9 protein-coding genes are annotated in these 14,873 nt (G+C 73.1%); 3 read left to right on the top strand and 6 right to left on the bottom strand.

Annotated elements, in window-relative coordinates; all coding sequences use genetic code 11:
- Positions 1–482: 482 nt before the first annotated feature.
- Positions 483–2,015, top strand: a complete 1,533-nt coding sequence (locus ABZU25_RS29655) for a M1 family metallopeptidase (protein ID WP_355032658.1) — start codon at positions 483–485, stop codon at positions 2,013–2,015.
- A 617-nt stretch (positions 2,016–2,632) separates the two neighbouring features.
- Here the strand turns inward: ABZU25_RS29655 and ABZU25_RS29650 are convergent.
- The 4 genes from ABZU25_RS29650 to gltB all read right to left on the bottom strand — a co-directional run bounded on the left by ABZU25_RS29650 (position 2,633) and on the right by gltB (position 10,439).
- Complete coding sequence (locus ABZU25_RS29650; protein ID WP_355032657.1) at positions 2,633–3,148, bottom strand: hypothetical protein; 516 nt, start codon at positions 3,146–3,148, stop codon at positions 2,633–2,635.
- Positions 3,149–3,217: 69 nt separating this feature from the next.
- Positions 3,218–4,072 carry an MFS transporter gene (locus ABZU25_RS29645; RefSeq protein WP_355032656.1) on the bottom strand — a complete coding sequence of 285 codons (855 nt, stop codon included), beginning with the start codon at positions 4,070–4,072 and terminating at the stop codon, positions 3,218–3,220.
- A 105-nt stretch (positions 4,073–4,177) separates the two neighbouring features.
- Positions 4,178–5,713, bottom strand: a complete 1,536-nt coding sequence (locus tag ABZU25_RS29640) for a glutamate synthase subunit beta (RefSeq protein WP_355032655.1) — start codon at positions 5,711–5,713, stop codon at positions 4,178–4,180.
- Entirely contained in the window at positions 5,706–10,439 is a 4,734-nt protein-coding gene (gene gltB, locus ABZU25_RS29635) for a glutamate synthase large subunit (RefSeq protein ID WP_355032689.1), read from the bottom strand. The genes ABZU25_RS29640 and gltB overlap by 8 nt, the downstream gene beginning before the upstream one ends.
- Before the next feature lie 165 nt (positions 10,440–10,604).
- Between gltB and ABZU25_RS29630 the strand changes: the two genes are divergently transcribed.
- Positions 10,605–11,450 carry a GNAT family N-acetyltransferase gene (locus ABZU25_RS29630; RefSeq protein WP_355032654.1) on the top strand — a complete coding sequence of 282 codons (846 nt, stop codon included), beginning with the start codon at positions 10,605–10,607 and terminating at the stop codon, positions 11,448–11,450.
- Positions 11,451–11,470: 20 nt separating this feature from the next.
- Here ABZU25_RS29630 and ABZU25_RS29625 read toward each other — a convergent pair whose 3' ends face one another.
- Positions 11,471–12,658 (bottom strand): NAD(P)/FAD-dependent oxidoreductase, encoded by a 1,188-nt coding sequence (locus ABZU25_RS29625; RefSeq protein ID WP_355032653.1) that lies wholly within the window; start codon positions 12,656–12,658, stop codon positions 11,471–11,473.
- A gap of 15 nt (positions 12,659–12,673) precedes the next feature.
- Positions 12,674–13,918, bottom strand: a complete 1,245-nt coding sequence (gene lgt, locus ABZU25_RS29620; RefSeq protein ID WP_355032652.1) for a prolipoprotein diacylglyceryl transferase — start codon at positions 13,916–13,918, stop codon at positions 12,674–12,676.
- 101 nt (positions 13,919–14,019) lie between these two features.
- Between lgt and ABZU25_RS29615 the strand changes: the two genes are divergently transcribed.
- Positions 14,020–14,706, top strand: a complete 687-nt coding sequence (locus ABZU25_RS29615; RefSeq protein WP_355032651.1) for an NUDIX hydrolase — start codon at positions 14,020–14,022, stop codon at positions 14,704–14,706.
- Positions 14,707–14,873: the final 167 nt, after the last annotated feature.

The raw sequence follows: 14,873 nt of genomic DNA, 5'->3' as shown, positions 1-14,873 counted from the left end.
TGCCGGTGCAGCTCGCGCAGCAGCGCCGAAACGTCCCCGGCGCCCGGCGGCGCGTCGGCGTCCAGCACGGCGTGCGGCACCCGCCGCCGGGGCCCCTGGCCGAGGAATCGGCGCAGCGGCACCATCAGATCCGAGGTGTCGGAGCGGACCAGCCAGAGCAGCGGCAGTCTCCGGTCACCGCGGCGGGGTCGCCGCAGCAGCCGGGCGAGCAGCGCGAAGAACTCGAGCCCGCCGGCCGGCAGCCGGTCCCGGCCTCCGGCCGACTGTCGCTGGCCGATCAACTCCCGCTTGGGCACCTCGGATCGCGGCACGCGTCACCTCCGATCCACATAGTGTGACCTTGCGGCGCAAGGCACGCCAGGGGACCGGCGGCCGACCGTCCACCGGGGACGCTGACGACCGGCCGGGCGCGGCAGGCCGGCGACGCTCACCATTGTCGATTAGGTTGGCGTGGCGAACACCCGATGGAGGGAGTCCACCCCGTGCGACGAATGTTCACGGCGGCCACCGCCGCCCTGACCCTCACCACCGCCGGCACCATGCTCGCCGGCACGCCCGGCCAGGCCGCCCCGACAGGCTGGGGCCGACCCGTCGTCACCGCCGCGCCGCAACCCGGCGCACCCGGCCTGGGCGACAGCTACTTCCCCGACTACGGCAACGGTGGCTACGACGTCGAGCACTACGACGTCCGGCTGCGCTACGACCCGGCGTCCGACCAGCTCAGCGGCACCACCACGATCCTCGCCACCGCGACGCAGGACCTCTCGGCGTTCAACCTGGACTTCCTGCTCGACGTCGAGTCGGTGCGGGTCAACGGGTGGGTGGCGAGCACCAGCACCGCCGGTGTGCACGAGCTGGTGGTCACCCCGGCCCGCACGGTGACCCGGGGCCAGCAGCTCACCATCGTGGTGCGCTACGCCGGCATCCCGTCGGAGACCCTGGTCGGCGGCTACACCGGCTGGACCCGGACCGACGACGGGGCGATGGCGGTCAACGAGCCCGAGTCGGCGTGGTGGTGGTTCCCGAGCAACGACCACCCACTGGACAAGGCCACCTTCGACATCTCCGTCTCGGTGCCCACCGGCGTCGAGGTCATCAGCAACGGCGTGCAGCCGAGGCCACCGGTGGCCGAGGCCGGCAACCGCACCCGGTGGATCTGGCGAACCACCTCCCCCACCGCCCCCTACCTGGCCTTCATGGCCATCGGGCAGTACGACATCGTCACCGACACCACCCCCGGCGGCCAACCGGTGGTCAACGCGTACAGCACCTCACTGGGTGCGCTCGGGCCGGCCGCGCGGGCCAGCATCGAGCGGACCGCCGAGATCGTCGACTGGGAGAGCGGGATCTTCGGCCCGTACCCGTTCGAGGCGCAGGGCGGCGTGGCCGGCCCGGTCGACGGCATCGGCTTCGCGCTGGAGACGCAGACCCGACCGGTGTACGGGCCGGGCTTCTGGCGGCGCGGCGCCAACACGTACGTGGTGGCGCACGAGAACGCCCACCAGTGGTTCGGCGACTCGGTCTCGGTGGCCGAGTGGCGCAACATCTGGCTCAACGAGGGCTTCGCGTCGTATGCCGAGTGGCTCTGGTCCGAGGAACAGGGCGAGGGCACCGCGCAGGAGGTGTTCGACTTCACCTACGCCAGCTACCCGGCCGACAGCGAGTTCTGGCAGGTGTTGCCCGGTGAGCCGGGCGCGGACCGGATCTTCGACGATGCCGTCTACGACCGGGGCGCGATGACCCTGCACCAGCTGCGGCTGGCCGTCGGCGACGACGCGTTCTTCGAGATCCTGCCGGCGTGGACCGCCGAGCACCGGTACGGCAACGGCACCATCGAGCAGTTCCAGGCCCTCGCCGAAAAGATCTCCGGACTGGACCTGGACGACCTGTTCACCACCTGGCTGTTCACCGCCGGCCGACCCGACGTGGCCAGTGCCGCACGCAAGGCCGCCCCGCCGGCCGAGCCGAAGTCCTGGGCCAAGATCCGCGAGTCGCACCACCTGCTGTCGCACTAGGAGTCGGTGTCGACCGGAAGCGCCCACCGCCCACGCGGGGGGGCGCTTCCGGCCGCCCGGCGCCCCACCTCGCCCGGCCCCCTGCTTCCGGCCGCCCGGCGCCCCACCTCCCTCGGTGCCTGACCGTGCCAGCGCCCCACTCCCTCGGTGCCTGACCGTGCCAGCGCCCCACTCCCCCGGCGCCCGACCGTGCCAGCGCCCCACTCCCCCGGCGCCCTACCGCTCCAGCGCCCCACTCTCCCCGAGAGCCCGCTACCCCGAAGCCGAGCAGGCCCGACCACTCCGGTGCTTGCCTGTAGAGCTGCCCCAGCAATGGGGCACGCAGACAGCCGGCACGCAGACAGCCGGCACGCAGACAGCCGGCACGCAGACAGCCAGGCACGCAGACAACGGGCGAGCAGACAGCCGGGCACGCCGACAGTGGGGCACGCAGACAACGGGCGAGCAGACAGCCGGGCACGCCGACAGTGGGGCACGCAGACATTGGGCGAGCAGACAGCCGGGCGAGCAGGCAGCCGGGCATGGTCCGAGGCCCGCTGCCCCACATCTGGGGCAGCTCTACAGGGGATCGATGAGGTGTTACTGACCCACCCGACCAGCTACCCGGCGACTCCCGATCACGGAATGGCGGGGGCAGCTGTCGCGTCGGACGTGCTCGCCTCGATGGCGCGGATGTGCCGGTAGGCGAACCAGAGCGGCGGAAACGCCCCGACCGCGAAGGACAGGTCGATGAGCGTCCAGAACCAGGGGATGTCCCGGATCGGGCCGCAGATCAACGCCAGTGGGACGATGCCGGCGCAGGCGATCATGCCGACCTGGACGACCCAGACGTTGCGCACCGGGTCGCGCAGCGGCCCCCAGAACGCCACCGCCAGCACCAGGTGGGCGAAGGCCAACCAGTCGGTGCCGTAGAGCAGGAACGGGTAGTCCTCGCCGGCCGTCACCAGGCCGGTGTGCACCCGCTCGATCCAGTCGACCAGGGCGGGCAGTTGGCCGGCGAGCGGGTCCAGTGCACGCAGCAGCCAGCGCACCTCGATCTCCAGCGGAAAAGCGGTGGCACCGCTCAGGAAAAGCCCGATCAACACGATCCACAGCCACCGGCGGGTCCGCCGTAGGCGCTCCTCGATGTCCATGATCGCAGCGTAACGATGATCTTCGCGTCGTCCTGTCCCGTACGCCGGCCACCGGGGGTGACCGCTGTCTCAGCGACGCGCCGCTGGCCCGGCCGTGGCCAACTCCCCGAGCCGGGACGTGCCCAACCCCACTCCGGCGGGCGCGATGACACAGACCGCCCCGGCGGGCCGGACGATGCGGGCGGCCCGGAACGCCACTCGCCGTACCGGATGACGAGGCCGTGGCGCGACCAGGGCGAGGGCCGCGCGGGCGCGCTGGCGGTCCAGGGCGACGGCCGCCGCCGCCGTTGCTATCGCGGCGGTGGATCCGGCGAGCACGAGCGTCTGGCGCGGCCCGGCGTGTTCGGCGAGCCAGCCGAGCAGTGGAGCACCGACCGCGGCCGAGACCGAGCCGGTGACCTCCAGCGCGGCGAGCACCCGGCCGCGCATCGCGCCGTCGGTGTCGAGTTGGGCGCGGGTGCCGACGGTGGTGTCGATGACCACCGCGGCGGCGGCGATCGGCAGGATCATCGCGGCGAAGCTCCAGGTTCCCGGGGCCAGGCCGGCGACGATCTGCAGCCCGCTGGCGAGCAGACCCGCGGCGACCAGGGTCCGGTAGTCCAGGGAACGCCGGCGGGCCGCGACGAGCGCGCCCAGCACGGTACCGAGCGCGAACACGGTCGACAGGACGCCGTAGCCGGACGCGCCGGCGCGCAGCGGTCCGTCGCTCATCGCGGCCATCGTCACCTGGTAGTTGCGGCCCAGGCCGCCGAGCACGAACGACAGGGCGAGCGCGAGGAGCAGCACCGGCTGCCCGCGCAGGTAGGCGAAGCCGGCGCGGACGCCGTCGTGGGTCCGGCCGCCGTGCGGTGCCGTCACCACCGGCGGGGTTCCCGGACGTACGGCGAACAGCGCCACCACCACGGCGACGAAGCTCGCCGACAAGTCTTGCGGGGTCTAAACCTTTTTGCCCACCTCTGTGAGCTTCACCAGCGGGAATGCCCGGCCGGCGCGGCAGCAGACCTGCCGCACCGGCCGGACGCCCGCAACTCAGCGAGCGGCGAGAGCCTGCGCGGCCGGGCCCACCGGAGCCGGCAACGCACCAACACCGCCCAGATAGCCGTGGATGGCGGCGGCCGCCGCCCGCCCCTCGGCGATGGCCCAGACGATCAGCGAGGCGCCCCGGTGCATGTCACCGGCCACGAACACCCCGTCGGCGTCGGTCTGCCAGTCGTCGCGAGCGTCGACCGCCCCGCGGGGATTGCGGGTCACACCGAACTGGGCCAGCAACGGCTGCTGCTCGGTGCCCTCGAAGCCGATCGCCAGCAGCACCAGATCCGCCGGTAGCTCCCGCTCGGAGCCCGGCACCACGGTGACGACCCGCCGACCGTCGTGCTTCTCCACTGTCACCTCGGCGATCCGCACCGCCCGCACCTGCCCGGTGCCGTCGTCCACGAACTCCTGCACCGCCACGGCGAAGACCCGCTCGCCACCCTCCTCGTGCGCCGGGTAGCTGCGCAGGATCCACGGCCAGGTCGGCCACGGGTCCCGTGCCTCGTCGCGCTCCTGCGGCGGCTGCGGGTACAGGTCGAGCTGGTGCACGCCAGCGGCGCCCTGCCGGTGCGCCACGCCGAGACAGTCGGCCGCGGTGTCACCGCCACCGATGATCACCACGTGCTTGCCGGCCGCGTCGATCGGGGTGCCGTCCGGCAGCAGCGCACGCGCCGGCCGGCCCTCGCCGGTGGCTGGGACGCCCGGCTCGCCGGTGGCCGCGGTGGCGACCGCGCGATTCGCCGCGACCAGATGCGCCATCGCCTGGTGTACGCCCCGCAGCACCCGCCCCGGAGTCTCCGGGGTGTCCCGGCCCTGCAACGCGCCGCAGGCCAACAGCACCGCGTCATGCTCGGCGCGCAACTGCTCGGCGGTGACGTCCACCCCGACGTTGACCCCGGTGCGGAAGCGCACCCCCTCGGCGGTGAGCTGGGCCAGCCGGGCGTCGATGTGCCGCTTCTCCAACTTGAAGTCGGGGATGCCGTACCGGAGCAGGCCACCGATCGCGTCGTCCCGCTCGTACACCGTCACCGCGTGACCCGCGCGGGCCAGCTGCTGCGCGGCGGCCAGGCCGGCAGGCCCGGAGCCGACCACGGCGACCGACCGACCGGACGGCGCCGGCACCGGCCGAGGGGTGAGTCCGCGAGCCGCGGCGGCGTCGGCGATCTCCACCTCGACCTGCTTGATGGTCACCGGCTGGCCGCCGGAGATGCCGAGGACGCAGGCCGCCTCGCAGGGCGCCGGGCAGAGCCGGCCGGTGAACTCCGGGAAGTTGTTTGTGGCGTGCAGCGACTCCACAGCGGCGTCCCAGCTGCCGGTGCGGACCAGGTCGTTCCAGTCCGGGATGCGGTTGCCCAGCGGACAGCCGTCGTGGCAGAACGGGATGCCGCAGTCCATGCAGCGGGTGGCCTGCTCACGGACCAGCTCCTCGCCGGCCGGCGGGTACACCTCGCGCCAGTCGCTGATCCGCACCGGCACCGGGCGGCGGGCCGGCAGTCGCCGGTCGTAGCGCAGGAAACCGTTCGGGTCAGGCACGTGCCACCTCCTGGGCAGCCACCCGCGGGGCGGGCGGCACCGGCGCGGCGGGCGCGCTGAGCGCGCCCATCACCGCGTCGTCGACGTTGCGGCCGGCGGCTTCGGCGGCCTTCATGATCTCCATGACCCGGCGGTAGTCGCGGGGCACCACCGCGGTGAACTCGGCCACCGCCTCCGGCCAACGCTTGAGCAGCTCCTCGGCGACCGCCGACCCGGTCTCGGCCACGTGCCGTTGGACCAGCTCGTGCAACAGCGACTGCTCCTGCTCGCCCAGCGGCATCAGGTCGACCAGCTCCGCGTTGACCCGAGCCCGGTCCAGGTGGTGCACGAACGCGGTGCCGCCGGACATGCCGGCCGCGAAGTTACGGCCGGTCGCGCCGAGCACCACGACCGTGCCGCCAGTCATGTACTCGCAGCCGTGGTCACCGACGCCCTCGACAACGGCGATCGCGCCCGAGTTGCGGACCGCGAACCGCTCCCCCACCCGACCGCGCAGGAAGACCTCACCCGCCGTGGCCCCGTACAGGATGGTGTTGCCGGCGATGATCTGGTCCTCGGCCCGCTGCCCCGGCTCGGCGTCCGGGTCGAGGAACGGCGCGGCGGCGTCCGGACGGACGATGAGCCGCCCACCGGAGAGGCCCTTGCCCACGTAGTCGTTGGCGTCGCCGTGCAGCCGCAGGGTCACCCCGCGGGGCAGGAACGCGCCGAACGACTGCCCGGCCGTGCCATGCAGCACGAACTCGATGGTGTCCTCGGGAAGGCCGGCACCGCCGAAGCGACGGGTCACCTCGCCGCCGAGCATCGCGCCGACGCTGCGGTGCTCGTTGCGCACCGCCACCTCGACGCGCACCGGCGTCACCTGTGCGAAGTCCCGCGCCTCGGCGTTGGCCGCCTCCGCCCGAGACCCCGCATCGGACAGCGCCGGACCGGCCAGCGCGATCAACTCGTTGTCCAGGGCCTGCTCCAGGCCGTGATCCTGCGCGCGGACACCCCGTCGGGCCGCGCCGGCGGGCAACTCCGGCAGGTGCAGGACCGGCGCCAGGTCCAACCCGTGCGCCTTCCAGTGCGTCACCGCCGGGGCCACGTCGAGCAGCTCGGACTGCCCGATCGCCTCCTCGATCGACCGGAAACCCAGCTCGGCCAGGTAGCCCCGGACCTCCTCGGCGAGGAACAGGAAGAAGTTCTCCACGAACTCCGGGGTGCCGGTGAAACGCTCCCGCAGCACCGGGTTCTGGGTGGCGATGCCGACCGGGCAGGTGTCCAGGTGACAGACCCGCATCATCACGCAGCCGGCGACGATCAGCGGAGCGGTGGCGAAGCCGAACTCCTCCGCGCCGAGCAGCGCCGCGATCAGCACGTCCCGGCCGGTCTTGAGCTGACCGTCGACCTGCACGGTCACCCGGTCGCGCAGCTTGTTGAGCAGCAGCGTCTGCTGCGCCTCGGCCAGGCCCAGCTCCCACGGCGTACCGGCGTGCTTGAGCGAGTTCATCGGAGACGCGCCCGTGCCGCCGTCGTGGCCGGAGATCAGGATGACGTCCGCCTTGAGCTTTGCCACCCCTGCGGCGACGGTGCCGACACCGACCTCGCTGACCAGCTTGACGTGCACCCGGGCGGCCGGGTTGACGCACTTCAAATCGTGCACCAGCTGAGCGAGATCCTCGATGGAGTAGATGTCGTGGTGGGGCGGCGGAGAGATCAGGCCGACGCCGGGCGTGGCGTGCCGGGTCCGGGCGATCCACGGCCAGACCTTGTTGCCGGGCAGCTGACCGCCCTCGCCGGGCTTGGCGCCCTGGGCCATCTTGATCTGGAGGTCGTCCGCGTTGACCAGGTATTCGCTTGTCACGCCGAACCGACCGCTGGCGATCTGCTTCACCGCCGAGCGGCGCCTGGGGTCGTACAGCCGGTCGACGTCCTCGCCGCCCTCACCGGTGTTGGACTTGCCGCCGAGGCGGTTCATCGCGATGGCGAGCGTCTCGTGCGCCTCCGCCGAGATCGACCCGTACGACATGGCGCCGGTGGCGAAGCGCTTGACGATCTCGGTGGCCGGCTCGACCTCCTCGATCGGCACCGCCGGGCGGACCCCGGTACGCACTGTGAACAACCCCCGCAGCGAGCCGGCCTGCGCGGCGAGCGCGTCGACCTTCGCTGTGTACTGCCGGAAGACGTCGTACTGCCGGCTGCGGGTGGCGTGCTGCAAGAGGAAGACCGTCTCCGGGTTGAACAGGTGCAGCTCACCCTCGCGGCGCCACTGGTACTCGCCGCCGACCTCCAGTCGGGCGGAGGTCGCGGTGCCGGCCGGGGGCCAGGCCAGCGCGTGCCGGGCGGCCACCTCGGCGTGCACGCCCGCCAGGCCGATCCCGCCGATCCGGCTGGGCGTGCCCCGGAAGTAACGCTCGACCAGCCGGGTGTCCAGGCCGACCGCCTCGAAGACCTGCGCGCCGCAGTACGACGAGACCGTCGAGATGCCCATCTTCGACATGATCTTCAGAACGCCCTTGCCGAGCGCCTTGGCGTAGTTGCGCACCGCGGCGGCCGGCTCGATGCCGGGCAGCGCGCTGGTCGCGATCATGTCCTCCACCGACTCGAACGCCAGGTACGGGTTGACCGCCGCCGCGCCGTAACCGATCAGGACGGCCGCGTGGTGCACCTCCCGGCAGTCGCCGGACTCCACGATCAGCGCCGCCTGGGTGCGGGTCTGCTCCCGCACCAGGTGCTGGTGCACGGCGGCGGTGAGCAGCAACGACGGGATCGGCGCCAGGTCGGCGTTGGAGTCCCGGTCGGAGAGCACCAGGATGCGGACGCCGTCCTCGATGGCCTCGGAGACGTGCCGGCAGATCTCGGTCAGCCGTGTCTTGATCCCGGCGGCGCCCTCCCGGATGCGGTACAGCCCGGAGACCCGGACCGCCTTGAAGCCGGGCAGGTCGCCGTCCTCGTCGATGGAGAGGATCTTGGCCAGCTCGTCGTTGTCGATCACCGGATGCGGCAGCACGATCTGCCGACAGCTGGCCGCGCCCGGGTCGAGCAGGTTGCCCTCCGGCCCGATCGTCGACGCCAGGCTGGTCACCAACTCCTCGCGGATGGCGTCCAGTGGCGGGTTGGTGACCTGGGCGAAGAGCTGGTGGAAGTAGTCGTAGAGCAGCCGCGGCCGGGTCGACAACGGCGAGATCGGGGTGTCCGTGCCCATCGAGCCCAGCGGCTCGGCGCCGGTGCGGGCCATCGGCGCGAGCAGGATCTTCAGCTCCTCCTCGGTGTAACCGAAGGTCTGCTGCCGGCGGCGCACCGAGTCGTGCGTGTAGACGGTGTGCTCGCGGGCCGGCAGGTCACCCAGCTCGATCAGCCCGGCGTGCAGCCACTCACCGTACGGCTGGGCGGCGGCCAACTCGGACTTGATCTCCTCGTCGTGCACGATCCGGCCGGCCACGGTGTCGACCAGGAACATCTTGCCCGGCTGGAGCCGCCCCTTGGCGACCACGTGGGCCGGGTCGAGGTCGAGCACGCCCGCCTCGGAGCCGAGCACCACGAGCCCGTCGTCGGTCTGCCACCAGCGACCCGGGCGCAACCCGTTGCGGTCCAGCACCGCGCCGACGATTTCGCCGTCGGTGAAGGCCACCGACGCCGGCCCGTCCCACGGCTCCATCAGGCTGGCGTGGAAGCGGTAGAAGGCGCGCTTGGCCGGGTCCATCCCGGGGTCGTTCTCCCAGGCCTCGGGGATCATCATGAGCACCGCGTGCGGCAGGCTCCGCCCGGCCAGGTGCAGCAGCTCCAGGACCTCGTCGAAGTTCGCCGAGTCGGAGGCGGCGGGGGTGCAGACCGGGAAGACCCGCCGGATGTTGCCCGGCACGTTCGGCGAGCGCAGGAGCGCCTCGCGGGCCTGCATCCAGTTGCGGTTGCCCCGGATCGTGTTGATCTCGCCGTTGTGGGCGATGAACCGGTACGGGTGCGCCAGCGGCCAGGACGGGAAGGTGTTTGTGGAGAAGCGGGAGTGCACAAGCGCGATAGCGCTGTCCACCCGCTCGTCACGCAGGTCCGGGTAGAACGCCGGCAACTGGTCGGGGGTGAGCATGCCCTTGTAGACAATCGTCCGGCTGGACAGCGACGGGAAGTACGCCGGCACGCCCCGCTCGGCGGTCTCCCGCTCGGCCTGCTTGCGCAGGCAGAACGCCACCCGGTCCAGCTCGATGCCGCTCAGCGCGGAGCCGGCCGGGCCGGCGGGCGAGTCGGTGAGCCGGCGCGCGGCCACGAAGACCTGCCGGACCCGGGGCATCGCCGCCAGGGCGGTCTCGCCGAGCCCTTCCGGGGCGATCGGCACCTCCCGCCAGCCGAGCACCTCGGCACCCTCGACCAACGCGTACTTCTCGACCACCTGCCGGGCACGCGCCTCGCCGGCGTCGTCGTCAGGGAGGAAGACCAGCCCGGTGGCGTACTCGCCGGCCGGGGGTAGCGCGACGTCGGCCGCCGCGCGCAGGAACACGTCCGGAATCTGGATCATGATGCCCGCGCCGTCGCCGGTGTTGGGCTCCGCGCCCCGGGCGCCCCGGTGATCCAGGCGGCAGAGCGCGCCGAGCCCGTTGGCGACGACCGCGTGTGAACGGCGACCGTGCAGGTCCGCCACGAAGGCCACCCCGCAGGAGTCGTGCTCCTGCATGGGGTCGTAGAGGCCCTGGGCGGACGGGCGGCCGCCGGGCATCGGGGACGCCTGCGGGCTGTGCGGGTGCGGCTGTGTCATTTCCGCGTACGGCTGTGCCACCGGGCCTCCTGTCGTCACTCAGGTTGATCATGATGGGGGACGACGTCGGCCCGTGGGTCTATTGAGTCTACGTTAGGGCCAGGCTCGCACTGCCACCTGAGATTGATCACACCGTCCATAGTCTGGGACGTGTAGTCTCGCGCGGTGGATCCGCTACACAAGGACATCTTCGACCGGTTGGAACACTTCTACGACGCGGTGCCCCGCGACGTCGCCGGTGCGGAGGAGCATGGCGGGCTGGTGTTGTTCGTGCGCGAGGGTGCCGGCTGGCCGTTCTACGCCCGCCCCCGGATCGGCGCCACCAAGCCGCCGTCCCTGGCCGACGTGACCTCGGTACGCGAGCGGCAGCGCAAGCTGGGCCTGCCGGAAGCCTTCGAGTGGGTGCACGAGACCACCCCCGAACTGCTGGCGGTGGCCCGCTCGGCGGGGCTGCACGTGCTGGAGGCACCGCTGATGGTGCTCGACCCGGCCGCGCTGCCCGACCCGACGACGCTATCCGACGTGGCGGTGCGGGTGCTGGCGGCGGACTCCCCCGGCTTCGCCGCCGACGTCGCGGCCCGGCGCGCGGTGGCAGCGGTGTCGTTCGCCGCCGCCGGCACCGCGCCCGGTGACGCCGGCCCGGCCGAGCGGGACGCCGCCGTCACCGAACTCGAGTTGGCCGCGCTCGACGAGGAACGCACCCGGATCGCCGACGGCCGACGAATCTCCGCGCTCGCCGGGACGTCGACCGACGGCGCCCTGGCCAGCGGCATGGCCATGCGCGTGGGCGACGTGGCGGAGATCGCCGGCGTGGCCACGCTGCCGGCCGCCCGGCGACGCGGGCTGGGCGCCGCGCTCACCGCCACCCTCGCCTGGGAGTTGCACGCGGCCGGCACCGACCTGATCTTTCTCTCCGCGGGCAGCGACGACATCGCCCGGGTCTACCTACGGGTCGGCTTCCGCCGCATCGGCACCGCCTGCATCGCCGAACCCGCCGCGCTCATCGCCTGACCGCTCCCGCCGCCCAGGTCTCAGACCGGGGGACGCCACTGGGCTGCGGAGGCGGCGGCACTGGAGAGCAGCCGGGTGTTGATCGTGCCGAGTGCGGCGTCCCGGGCGCGCAACGCCAACCGGCCCCGGGCCTGGAGCACCGCCGACATCCGCCGGGTCTGCCGGACCACCGTCGCGGCCCGGGGGCGGCGCACCCGGTCGTACGCCTGCACCGCGTCGGGCAGCCGAGCCTCGCGCAGCAGCGAGGCGAGCGTGGCGGCGTCCTCGAACGCGAGGCAGGCGCCCTGCCCGAGGTGCGGCGGCATGGCGTGCGCCGCGTCGCCGAGCAGCACCACCCCGCCCGGCCCGACGGGGAAGCCGTACGAGCGGGGCAACGGACGCAGCTCGCGGACCTCCTGCTGGACCAGGTCGGCCGGTTCGGTGGCGTCGAGCAGCGCGCCGATCGGGGCGGGCCAGCCCGCGTACCAGCGGCGCAGCAGGGCGAGTTGGGTCTCCGGCGGTTCCGGGCGAGGGGCGCCGGCGGCAGTGGCCACCCAGTAGATCCCGCCCCGGGTGGACCCTCCCGAGGAGCCGCGATCACCCAACGACGCGGCCACGAACCGGTAACCGGCACCGAGGATCTCGCCGGCCAGCGGTTGGTCGTCGGCTAGCCGAGGCGCCTGGTACCAGGGGATGACAGCCCGCCAGGCGGCGCATCCGGAGCTGACCACCCGGGACTCGGGGGCGAGTTGACGGCGGATGCCGCTGTCCGTGCCATCGGCGGCGACCACCAGGTCGGCCTCGATGGTGTGCCGTCCGTCGCTGACCGCCGGCCGTTCCCCCGGCTCGACCCGGACGTGCCGCACTGTCACGCCGGTACGCAGCTCGACCCGCTCACCGAGGCCCGCGATCAGCGTGTCGTGCAGGTCCTCGCGGTGCACCACCACCGGCAGCCGGTCGGCTGGGATGGGCCGAGGCTGCACGAGCCAGTGCCCGTCCGGGCGACGGACCCCACCGTCGGCCAGCGGGGTGGCGATGGCGGCCAGGCCCGCGCCGAGGCCGAGGGCCTGCAACGCGCGGACGCCGTTGGGCCAGAGCACCACGGCGGTCGGCTCGGGGCGAACCCGTTCGGCGCGTTCCAACACGGTGACCTGCCAGCCGGAGCGGGCCAGCGCGCCGGCCACCGCGAGGCCACCGACCCCTGCGCCGACCACCACCGCGCTTCGCATCGGTGCCGCCTCCGCTCAGCTGTCCCGGTCGGCGGGCCGCACGCCCGCGGCGTCGGCCCGCTCGGCGCGGGGAGCCGAGCGGTCGTCCGCCGGCTCGTCGTCGCCCGACGGGTCGTCGGTCGGCTCGTGCTCGCTCGACGGGTCGTCGGTCGGCTGGTTGTCGTTCGACGGGCCGTCGACGGGTGCAGCGTCACCGAGCGGCTCGTCGCCCGGCCGGGAGTCCTGGTCGGTGGGCGGCTCCGGCGGGATGACGCCGGTGTCCCGCCAGGCGGCGTACTGCTCCGCGCTGACCACCCGGTACCCCTCCGGCGCGGCGGCCCGGGCGGGCGTCTCCCGCTCCGAGAGGTCGACCTGGGACAGGTCGGACGCGGGGGGCGGGGTCGGCGTCGCCACCGCGCCGAGCGGGATCAGGTAGTCCCGCGGGCCACGCACCCGGACGAAGTAGATAAGCGCGCCGAGGAAGACCAGGGCGGCGGTCCAGACGTTGAGCCGGACGCCCAGAATCTGGTTGGCCTCGTCGGTGCGCATCAGCTCGATCCAGAACCGGCCGACGGTGTAGCCCATCACGTAGAGGGCGAACGCCCGGCCGCGCCCCAGCTTCAACCGGCGGTCCAGGATGAGGACCAGGGCGACGACGCCGAGATTCCACAACGCCTCGTAGAGGAACGTCGGCTGGTAGAGGCCCGGTTCGAGGATCGGCTGCCCGGCGTCGTCACGCAGCGCGTGCCCCGGACTGTCCGGGTCCATCCGGTGGATCTGCAGGCCCCACGGCAGGTCGGTCCGGCCACCGAACAGCTCGTTGTTGAACCAGTTGCCGAGCCGGCCGACCGCCTGGGCCAGGGGCAGCCCGGGGGCCAGCGCGTCGGCCACCACGCCGAACGGGATGCCGAGCTGCCGGGCGGCGATCCACACGCCGACCGCGCCACCGGCGACGGCACCCCAGATGCCGAGACCGCCCTCCCAGATGGCGAATGCCTTCATCGGCTCACCGCCGGCGCCGAAATATTTCTCGGGTGAGGTGACGACGTGGTAGATCCGGGCACCGATGATGCCGGTCGGCACCGCCCAGACGGCGATGTCGAGCACCGCGCCGGGCGCGACGCCGCGCTGTCGCAGCCGACGCTCGGTCACCCAGCAGGCCAGCACGATGCCGGCGATGATGCAGAGCGCGTACGCCCGGATCGGCACCGGCCCGAGTTGCCAGACTGCGGTGCTGGGACTGGGCAGGGCCGCCTGGGGGGACAGCGAGGCGAGGGTCACGGGTGCACACGCTACCGCTGCACACCCCCGTAGCGGCACCCCGGGCGCGGGAGCGCGCATCTCGGTGACTTCTGGTTTGCGCCGCCGTACGCTCTTTGTCCATGAGCGCGCTCACCTGGGCGGTCGCCGCAGTCGTCAACGACGACACCGGCCGGGTGCTGCTCTGCCGGCAGGGCCGGGGTGAGCGCCGCCACGCGCTACCCGGCGGGCGGCTGCGCCCGACCGAGAGCCCGGTGCAGGCGGCCCTGCGGGACATCCGCGCGGAGACCGGGTGCGAGATCGAGCTCGTCGACCTGGTCGGCGTCTACCACCTGACCGGCCCCAGCGGGCAGACGTCGCCCGGACGCGCCGGGCCGCTGCCGGACGTCCTCGTGCACGTCTTCCGGGCCCGCGCCACCGGCCCACCGACGGCCGACCCGCTACCGGGCTGCCGGTTGTCCTGGCACTCCCCGGACGCGCTGCCGGAGGCCGTCACCCCGCTCACCCTGGCCGCCGTCACCGACGCTCGCGCCGGCCGCTCCGGCGTACTGCACGCTGTTCCCTGGACGCCCGACGCCGTCGACGCCGCGCCGCCGCCAGCGGCTCGCCCAGCCGAGGAGGACTGGCGGGCAACCGACCCGGGCGGACCGCCGGGGATCGGCCAGGACGGGCCGCCGGGGACCGGCCCGGGCGGACCGCCGGCGAACGACCCGGGCGGACCGCCAGCGAACGGCCAGGACGGACCGCCGGGAGCGGGGCGGCCACCGGAACAACGCGGCGAGCCCGCGGACCCGTCCCTGCGCTCCTGACGACCACGCGAGCATCCCGAGCTCCACCGCGTGGCCAACTCCTGGTGAGCGGTATACCTCTGAGTCATAAAAATGGGTCTTGTGACGTGTCTGTGGGTGGTTGGGCGCGTCGTTTTTGGCGCACGCCGTTGTCCTGCCTAGGTTCTGGCTTGTCGAAGGTCGGAACC

The sequence above is a fragment of the Micromonospora sp. NPDC005215 genome, from assembly GCF_040607915.1.
GTDB lineage: Bacteria > Actinomycetota > Actinomycetes > Mycobacteriales > Micromonosporaceae > Micromonospora.
The sequence above is the reverse complement of the archived record's forward strand: the minus strand, read 5'-3'. Positions and strand labels throughout refer to the sequence as shown.

Excerpts from the sequence above, each read along its gene's own strand:
- ABZU25_RS29625 (WP_355032653.1), bottom strand. The coding sequence starts at position 12,658 with ATGCGAAGCGCGGTGGTGGTCGGCGCAGGGGTCGGTGGCCTCGCGGTG.
- ABZU25_RS29650 (WP_355032657.1), bottom strand. The coding sequence starts at position 3,148 with ATGGACATCGAGGAGCGCCTACGGCGGACCCGCCGGTGGCTGTGGATC.
- gltB (WP_355032689.1), bottom strand. The coding sequence starts at position 10,439 with ATGACACAGCCGCACCCGCACAGCCCGCAGGCGTCCCCGATGCCCGGC.
- ABZU25_RS29615 (WP_355032651.1), top strand. The coding sequence starts at position 14,020 with ATGAGCGCGCTCACCTGGGCGGTCGCCGCAGTCGTCAACGACGACACC.